Genomic DNA, 7,814 nt, shown 5'->3' with positions numbered 1-7,814 from the left:
TTTTCTGGGACAAAAAGGTCTCCTCCTGGAAAGTCCTAAAATCAGAAGTCAACATACTCACCAATGCCGTCACTGCTTATACCTCGCACTTTTCTTTGTTTGCCGTAATGGGTGAAACTAAAGAAAAACCAATTTCTGAGATGACCATCGAGGAACTTAAAGTTAAGATTGTTGAAATCTCAGCCAAGATTGCTCAATTAAAAGCCCAGATAGCTCAACTCCTGGAAAAGGAGGTCACCGAAGAAATCCCAGCTAATTACAGATTCATCATTAATCTTGAATATGACCAGACAAATGATGACGTCAGATACTTACAGATTTTCTTAAAAGCTCAAGGGCAAGAGATTTATCCTGAAGGCATAGTTTCTGGTTGGTTTGGCCCTTTAACTAAGAAAGCCGTTATCCGCTTCCAGGAAAAATATGCCTTAGATATTCTTTCTCACTGGGGACTAACCAAAGGTACCGGTTATGTTGGTCCAAAGACTAGAGTTAAGATGAATGAGATTTTGGGAAGATAAAAATAACTTGACAAAAGGCCTCGGGTTTGCTAATATTTAATCAGTGAGTGTTCCCTTTCAGGGGACTTTACTAAGTCGGTAAAAGACCTTGCTTTGCGAGGTTTTTTACTTTTTTATATACTTTTGATATAGTTAAATTGGGTCAGGAGCCAGCACTCACTAAAGACTTAGCATCGGAGTCAACTCTCCTGGCCTTTTTAATTTGGACGTTTAGAGTTTAGTTTTTAGGTTATTAGGCTTGCTTGAGGTCTCCAAAATTTGTATACAAATTTTGGAGGAAGAGTTAGAATATAAAAAAATGGTAAAGATAAATTATCAGCAGTTAAAAAAAATATTACCGGGATTAAGGAGAAATATTTTGTTGAAAAATTACACTACTTTTAGAATTGGCGGACCAGCTCGATATTTTTTTAAAGCTGAGACAAAAAAAGATTTAATTCAAGCTGTCAAAATAGCAAAAAGATATAATCTACCGTTTTTTATTCTGGGCGGGGGGAGTAATTTGTTAGTTTCTGACAAAGGATTCAAGGGTATTGTAATAAAAATTCAACTTTCAGATTATCGAATTAAAGGCTCAGAGATCCTTACTGAGGCCGGCACACCTTTATCTCTGTTGGTTGGTAAATCAATAGAAAAAAACTTGACCGGTTTTGAATGGGCGGCTGGAATTCCAGGAACAATCGGAGGGGCTGTCAGGGGCAATGCAGGAGCTTTTGGAGGAGAAACAAAAGATGTAGTTAAGGAGGTAGAAGTTTTTAATCTTAAAAACTTAAAAACAGAAAATATAAAAAATTCAGACTGTCAATTTGGTTACAGAGAAAGTATTTTTAAAAAGAAAAGAAATTTTATTATTTTTTCTGTTGTTCTGAAGCTTGAAAAAAACAGCAAAAAGAAAATAAAAGAAACAACTAAGAAATATTTGATTTATCGGAAAGAAAGGCACCCTCAAGAACCGTCGGCAGGAAGTGTTTTTAAAAATATAGGAATAGATAAATTAAAAAGAGATTTTTTGAAGAAATTTCCTAAAGCTAAAAAAGTCATTAAGGGAAAAACTTTACCCGTCGCTTTTTTGATCAATCAATGTCAGCTTGCCGGAAAAAAAATCGGAAAAGCTCAAATTTCAAGGGATCATCCTAATTTTATCATTAATATAGGAGATGCTCAGGCAGAAGATGTTAAAAAATTAATCAATTTAACAAAAAAGAAAGTAAAAAGTAAATTTGGAATAATTTTAAAAGAAGAAGTTTATTTTTTAGGATTTTAGCAGTTGAATAATTAAAATTTTTGTTTTTTTCTTTGCTCTCCAAAATTTTTGCAAGAAAAAAAACTTAGGAGGGCTTGACATCAATTCTTGAAATGAAATAATAAAGTAATAGAATTAACACTTCAAATTTTTTCAGAACTTTGGAAACCACAGTAAAATTTTTTACAAATAGTTGGTCGACTATTTGCCAGTATTCTTAAAATAATATGTTTCTTTAAAAAATGGCAAAGAAAAAAGCTGCAAAAAAGAAAAAGAAAGTTGTTAAAAGAAAGAAACCAAAAAAGAAAGGAAGACGCAGATAATAAAATTTTCTTTTCCTGTCCCTTTTCAAAAAGGGACAGTTTTTTTAATTTTTCCCCATTTTTTTTCTTGCCCCCCAAATTTTTACAAGAAAAAGATTTAGACGGGGGTTGACACAGTTTCTTGAAATGAAATAATAAAATAACCTTTTTTTATTCTTTTAAAAAATTAAAGTATTTTTTAAGAAATTATGATTCCTCAAAAGTTTTTTTTCACAAAGGGAACAGGAGTAGCCAGAGAACAATTAAGCGCTTATGAATGGGCCTTAAGAGACGCCGGCATTGCCCAATTTAATTTAGTTTCAGTTTCCAGTATTCTGCCCCCTGGCTGCAAAAAGATTTCCAGAGATAAAGGAGTGGCTGTTTTAAAACCAGGAGAGGTTGTTTTTTGTGTGATGGCTCGGAACGAAACCAATGAACCAAATAGATTAATAGGAGCTTCTGTTGGTTGTGCCATCCCTGTCGGAAATAAAAGATATGGCTATCTTTCCGAACATCATTGTTTTGGTGAAACCGAAGAAAAAGCCGGAGATTATGCCGAAGACTTAGCAGCCTCTATGTTGGCCTCTACTCTTGGAATGAAATTTAACCCCGACGATGCTTGGGACACCAGGAAACAGGCATATAAATTAAGCGGTAAAATTGTCTATACCTTCAATAGTACTCAAACTACTCGGGGCAACAAAGATGGTCTTTGGACCTCGGTGGTGGCGGCAGTAGTTTTTGTTCCATAAGGCGTTTGGATCCCGTTTATCTAATTAATATGAAAAAAATGAATAACAGACTTTCAAAAAAAGAGAAGCATCTTTCTAAACTCGTTTCTCAATATGCAAAAATAAATCTGAAAGAGTATAGAAAAGTAAGGAAAGCTACCGGTAAGTATAAAACAAAAAAATTAGAAGCCATTAATGTTGATGCGAAAAGTATTTCTGAACTCCTTTCTGCTATGGCAAAGACAGGTTTTCAGGGCAGGAAGCTTGGTGAAGTGGTTGATGTATGGGAAGAAATGATAAAAGACAAAAATGTTACTATCATAATGGGTTACGCTGGCTCTTTGAGCACAACCGGACAGTGGAAAATAATAAATTGGCTGATAGAGCAAAGATTTATAGATGTTTTAGTTTCGACAGGCGCGAATGTATCTGAGGATATTATTGAAGGCATGGGATATTATTATTACAAAGGAAGCCAAAATGTGGATGACGTTAAATTATTAGAAAGCGATATCAACAGATATTACGATGTTTTTGGAGATGATGTGGAGTATCTGGATATGATCAACCTGATAGCTGAATTTATTATGACCCGCAAGGAAGGCTATAATTATTCTACAATGGAGTTCCTGCGCGACTTTGGTTTGTGGCTGAATAAAAGGAAAATAGGCAGCATTATAGGGACGGCAGCTAAAGCAAAAGTCCCTGTTTTCAGCCCTGCTTTGGTGGATTCGGCTTATGGAGACGCTGTATTGATAGCAAAGAGCAGGAAGTTTAATTTGATTCTTGACCAGGCAAAAGATTATGTAGACTTTATGGGTTTAACAAAAAAAGTAAAAGATATCGGAGTAATCTACATAGGAGGCGGTGTGCCAAAAGATTTTATACAACTGCTTGCCGTTTCCTCTCCTTTAGAATACGACGACAAAAAGATTCCTGGCAGACCCGGAGGGGTTTTCAGGCCAGCCACAAATGAATATTTCTACCCTCACAAATATGCAATTCAAATTACTACTGATTCTCCGCAGTGGGGAGGTCTTTCGGGCTGCACTTTCGAAGAAGCTACGAGCTGGGGAAAGGAAGCGGTTGATGCCAAGAAAGCTCAATGCTTTTGCGATGCAACAATTGCTTTACCTATCGTCACCCATGCCTTAAAAGAAAGGATTAAATCAAAAAGAAAAGGCACTGATTTCTCTTCTCTTTTTAAAAAAAAATGAACCTCCACACCATAACGAGCTTTGAATTATGTTCTTTGTTTATATCCTGAAAAGTAGAAACGATGCAAGTTTGTATATTGGATATACTAATGATCTTAGGAAAAGATTAAAAGAACATAATTCAGGTCTCGTTAGGCCAACAAAATCAAAAAGACCACTGTATCCTGTATATTATGAAGCTTATGCTTCAAAATAAGATGCGGTCAAACGAGAACATAACCTAAAACTACGAGCGAAAGCTTTAAGGCAACTCAAAAATAGGATCAAGAGTAGCCTTGAAACATAAGCTCGTTTGGTGTGGGGGTGAAAGGATTTTCTTACCCAGCATTGGAGCCTTATAATTTCGGAGGTTTGGAAAAGCAAAATTACAGAAGCTCAAAAGTAGTTATTATTCCCGTACCTTATGAATCCACAACTTATTACATCTCTGGGACGAAAGATGGTCCTTGGGCAATCATAAATGCCTCCCGCCATATGGAGCTTTATGATATAGAAAAAAAGAAAGACATCAGTAAAATTGGCATTTTCACCTTAGAGGCATTAGAGCCTTCTAAGAACTCTCCGAAAGAAACAACTTTAAGAATTGAGAATGTGATAGCTCGAATTTTAAGCGATGAGAAGTTTCCTTTGATGTTAGGAGGGGAGCACTCGATTACCCTGGGAGCAGTCTCTGCTCTTAAAAAGAAATATTCTGCATATAATTTTTCAGTTTTACAGCTTGACGCTCATGCTGATTTGCGGAATGAATTTGAAGGGACAAAATACCACCATGGATGCGTGATGAGAAGAATATCCCAAGATTTAAAATTACCGATAACGCAAGTTGGCATTAGAAGTATGAGCGAAGAAGAAACCAAATACATAAAAGAAGCAAAAAAGAATAATATCTTTTACGATAAAAAATTTTCTAACGAAGAAGTTGTCAGTACCCTAAAAGAAAACGTTTATCTAACTTTAGACCTCGATGTGTTTGATCCTTCTTTTATGCCATCTGTTGGTACGCCAGAACCTAGTGGCCTTGGGTGGAATGAAGTCCTAGATTTAATCAGAGAAGTTGCAAAAAATAGAAAAATTGTCGGAGCAGACGTTGTTGAATTATCACCCATACCAAGCTTTATTGCCCCTGATTTTTTAGCCGCCAAGCTGGTTTACAAAATTATTAGTTATGTTGTAAATAAATAATCTTTTAAAGCTAAGTAAAAAAGGGGACTTAAAGCCGCCCTTTTTATTTTTGGCAATTTATTATATAATTTATTCTATGAAGATTTTATCTAAAATTTTTGGCGATGCCAATGAAAAATATTTAAAAAAGTTTCAGCCGATAGTAGAGAAAATAAATAGCCTTGAAAGAGAATTTAAAGACCGAGCACTCAACGATTTGAGTGCTCGGACCTTAGAATTTAAAGAAAGATTAAACAAAGGCGAGAATCTTGACGATATTTTACCAGAAGTTTTTGCTTTGGTCAGGGAATCAGCGAAAAGGACCTTAAAACAGCGGCATTTCGATGTCCAGCTGATTGGTGGAATAGCTTTGCATCAAGGAGAAATTGCCGAAATGAAGACCGGCGAAGGCAAAACCTTGGCAGCCACTTTGCCGGTTTATTTAAATGCCTTGGAACAAAAAGGGGTTCATGTCATTACTGTTAATGATTATCTGGCTAGAAGAGATACGGTCTGGATGGGGCAAATTTATCACTTATTAAGCCTGAGTATCGGTTGTTTGAATCATGATCAGGCTTTTTTGTATGATCCTGATTATAAAAAGCCGCAAGAGCAGGAAGAAAAAATCAGGGACGAATTAGGCGGTTTTAAGGTGGTCGAGGACTTTCTAAGGCCTTGTTCTCGAAAAGAAGCCTATTCAGCTGATATTACCTACGGCACCAATAATGAATTTGGCTTTGACTACCTAAGAGATAATATGGTCTATGACTTGAAAAATCAAGCTCAGCGAGGACTAAATTATGCCATCATCGACGAAGTGGATTCGATTTTAATCGATGAAGCCAGAACTCCTTTAATAATCTCAGCACCCGATAAGGAATCTTCTAAAATGTATGGAGAGTTTTCTCAAATCACCCCACTCTTGAAAGGAAACGATGATTATAATATCGATGAGAAAATAAGGGCTGTTATTTTAACTGAAGAGGGGATCGATAAAATAGAGAAAATTTTAGGGCTAGAGAATATCTACCAAGAAAAAGGGATGAGGTATCTGCATCATTTAGAACAGGCCCTTCGGGCAGATTTTTTATTTAAAAGAGACAAAGACTATGTCGTAAAGAATAATCAGGTTATTATTGTTGATGAATTTACGGGTAGACTTATGCCGGGCAGAAGGTGGTCTGGCGGCCTTCATCAAGCAGTCGAAGCAAAAGAAGGTGTTCAGGTACAGCCAGAATCTATTACCTTAGCTTCAATTACTTTCCAGAACTATTTTCGACTTTACAAAAAATTAGCCGGGATGACAGGAACAGCTGTTACCTCGGCTGAGGAATTTGATAAAGTCTTTGGTTTGGAGGTGGTGATTGTTCCGACCGATCAACCAATGATTAGAACCGATCTGTCAGACCGCATCTATAAAACTGAAGAAGGAAAATTTAAATCAATCATTAAAGAGATTAAAACCAAGAATCAAAAAGGACAGCCGGTTTTAGTTGGAACAAGATCCGTAGAAAGAAATGAATATTTAGGGAAATTACTTGAAAAAGAAGGAGTTCCTCATCAGATTCTTAATGCCAAACACCACCAAAAAGAAGGAGAAATTATTGCTCAGGCCGGGAAAGTGGCGGCTATCACCATAGCCACCAATATGGCCGGCAGGGGAGTAGATATAGTTTTAGGAGGTAATCCGTCAAGCCCCGAAGAAGCTCAAAAAGTGAAGGAGCTGGGAGGGCTTCATATCATTGGTACAGAAAGGCATGAGGCCAGAAGAACCGATAATCAGCTACGGGGAAGGTCGGGCAGACAGGGAGATCCGGGTTCTTCTCAATTTTTTGTTTCTCTGGAAGATGAACTTTTAAGAATTTTTGGTTCTGAAAAGATCAAATCTTTAATGGGAATCTTAAAAATTCCAGACGACCAGCCAATTGAAGCCAATCTGGTTTCTTCGGCCATTGAACAGGCCCAATCCAAAATCGAAGGTTTTAATTTTGACGCAAGAAAACATCTTTTAGAATATGATGACGTAATGAATAAGCACCGGGAAACGATTTATAAAAAAAGACGAGAAATCCTTCAAGCTTCTCCTCAAGAATTGAAGGAAAAAATTCTCAGCCAATTTTTAAAAGGAGGGCATTCAAAAGAAGATTATGAAAAGAAAGAAAAAGAAACGGGGGACGAGAAGATGAGGCAGATTGAAAAAATTCTTTCTTTAAGAACCTTAGATATGTTATGGATGAATCATTTAGAGGAAATGGATTATTTAAGAGATTCAGTCGGGCTAAGGGCTTACGGCCAGCGGGATCCTTTAATTGAATACAAAAATGAAGGCCACAGAACGTTCCAGAGATTACTTAGTGAAATCGATTCAAGTATCGCCAATACCATTTTGAAAGTTAATCTCGTCAGGGAACCAGTTTCCATCCCGCAATCTACAGATTATAACTTAAATAGAGAAAAGGCATCAGCCGGTAGTCGATCAACTACGGCCAACAAAAAGAAAATTGGCAGAAATGATCCTTGTCCCTGTGGGGCGAAAAAACCCGATGGCCGTTCAGTAAAATATAAACACTGCCACGGTAAGTAAAAAAAAACGAAGTCCCGTAGCGAAGCAAAGCTTCTGCTACTGGGGTATAAGAAATGCC

Annotated in this window: 7 protein-coding genes; all 7 read left to right on the top strand. The window is 36.7% G+C overall.

The features are described from left to right. The coding region (locus ENH66_03585) for a hypothetical protein (GenBank protein ID HDZ54751.1) at positions 1-518 on the top strand (518 nt) is incomplete at its 5' end. Positions 519-816: 298 nt separating this feature from the next. Further along, complete coding sequence (gene murB, locus ENH66_03580) at positions 817-1,782, top strand: UDP-N-acetylmuramate dehydrogenase (protein HDZ54750.1); 966 nt, start codon at positions 817-819, stop codon at positions 1,780-1,782. Positions 1,783-2,272: 490 nt separating this feature from the next. Next, positions 2,273-2,815, top strand: coding sequence for an arginine decarboxylase, pyruvoyl-dependent (locus tag ENH66_03575; GenBank protein HDZ54749.1), 543 nt, complete (start codon positions 2,273-2,275; stop codon positions 2,813-2,815). Positions 2,816-2,853: 38 nt separating this feature from the next. Next, positions 2,854-4,011 carry a deoxyhypusine synthase gene (locus ENH66_03570; GenBank protein HDZ54748.1) on the top strand — a complete coding sequence of 386 codons (1,158 nt, stop codon included), beginning with the start codon at positions 2,854-2,856 and terminating at the stop codon, positions 4,009-4,011. A 28-nt stretch (positions 4,012-4,039) separates the two neighbouring features. Further along, a complete protein-coding gene (locus ENH66_03565; protein ID HDZ54747.1) occupies positions 4,040-4,207 on the top strand; it encodes a hypothetical protein in 168 nt (55 codons plus the stop codon). Between the two features lie 131 nt (positions 4,208-4,338). Then, positions 4,339-5,193, top strand: a complete 855-nt coding sequence (gene speB, locus ENH66_03560) for an agmatinase (GenBank protein HDZ54746.1) — start codon at positions 4,339-4,341, stop codon at positions 5,191-5,193. Positions 5,194-5,269: 76 nt separating this feature from the next. Continuing rightward, positions 5,270-7,756 (top strand): preprotein translocase subunit SecA, encoded by a 2,487-nt coding sequence (gene secA, locus ENH66_03555; GenBank protein HDZ54745.1) that lies wholly within the window; start codon positions 5,270-5,272, stop codon positions 7,754-7,756. Positions 7,757-7,814 lie beyond the last annotated feature (58 nt).

This window comes from Candidatus Nealsonbacteria bacterium, from assembly GCA_011050465.1.
Classification (GTDB): domain Bacteria; phylum Patescibacteriota; class Minisyncoccia; order Minisyncoccales; family RBG-13-36-15; genus RBG-13-36-15.
This window is presented reverse-complemented; position numbering and strand designations above follow the sequence as displayed.

What these genes read in the sequence shown, in the direction of transcription:
- ENH66_03570 (HDZ54748.1), top strand. Translation starts at nt 2,854, where the DNA reads ATGAATAACAGACTTTCAAAAAAAGAGAAGCATCTTTCTAAACTCGTT.
- ENH66_03565 (HDZ54747.1), top strand. Translation starts at nt 4,040, where the DNA reads ATGTTCTTTGTTTATATCCTGAAAAGTAGAAACGATGCAAGTTTGTAT.
- secA (HDZ54745.1), top strand. Translation starts at nt 5,270, where the DNA reads ATGAAGATTTTATCTAAAATTTTTGGCGATGCCAATGAAAAATATTTA.
- murB (HDZ54750.1), top strand. Translation starts at nt 817, where the DNA reads ATGGTAAAGATAAATTATCAGCAGTTAAAAAAAATATTACCGGGATTA.
- ENH66_03575 (HDZ54749.1), top strand. Translation starts at nt 2,273, where the DNA reads ATGATTCCTCAAAAGTTTTTTTTCACAAAGGGAACAGGAGTAGCCAGA.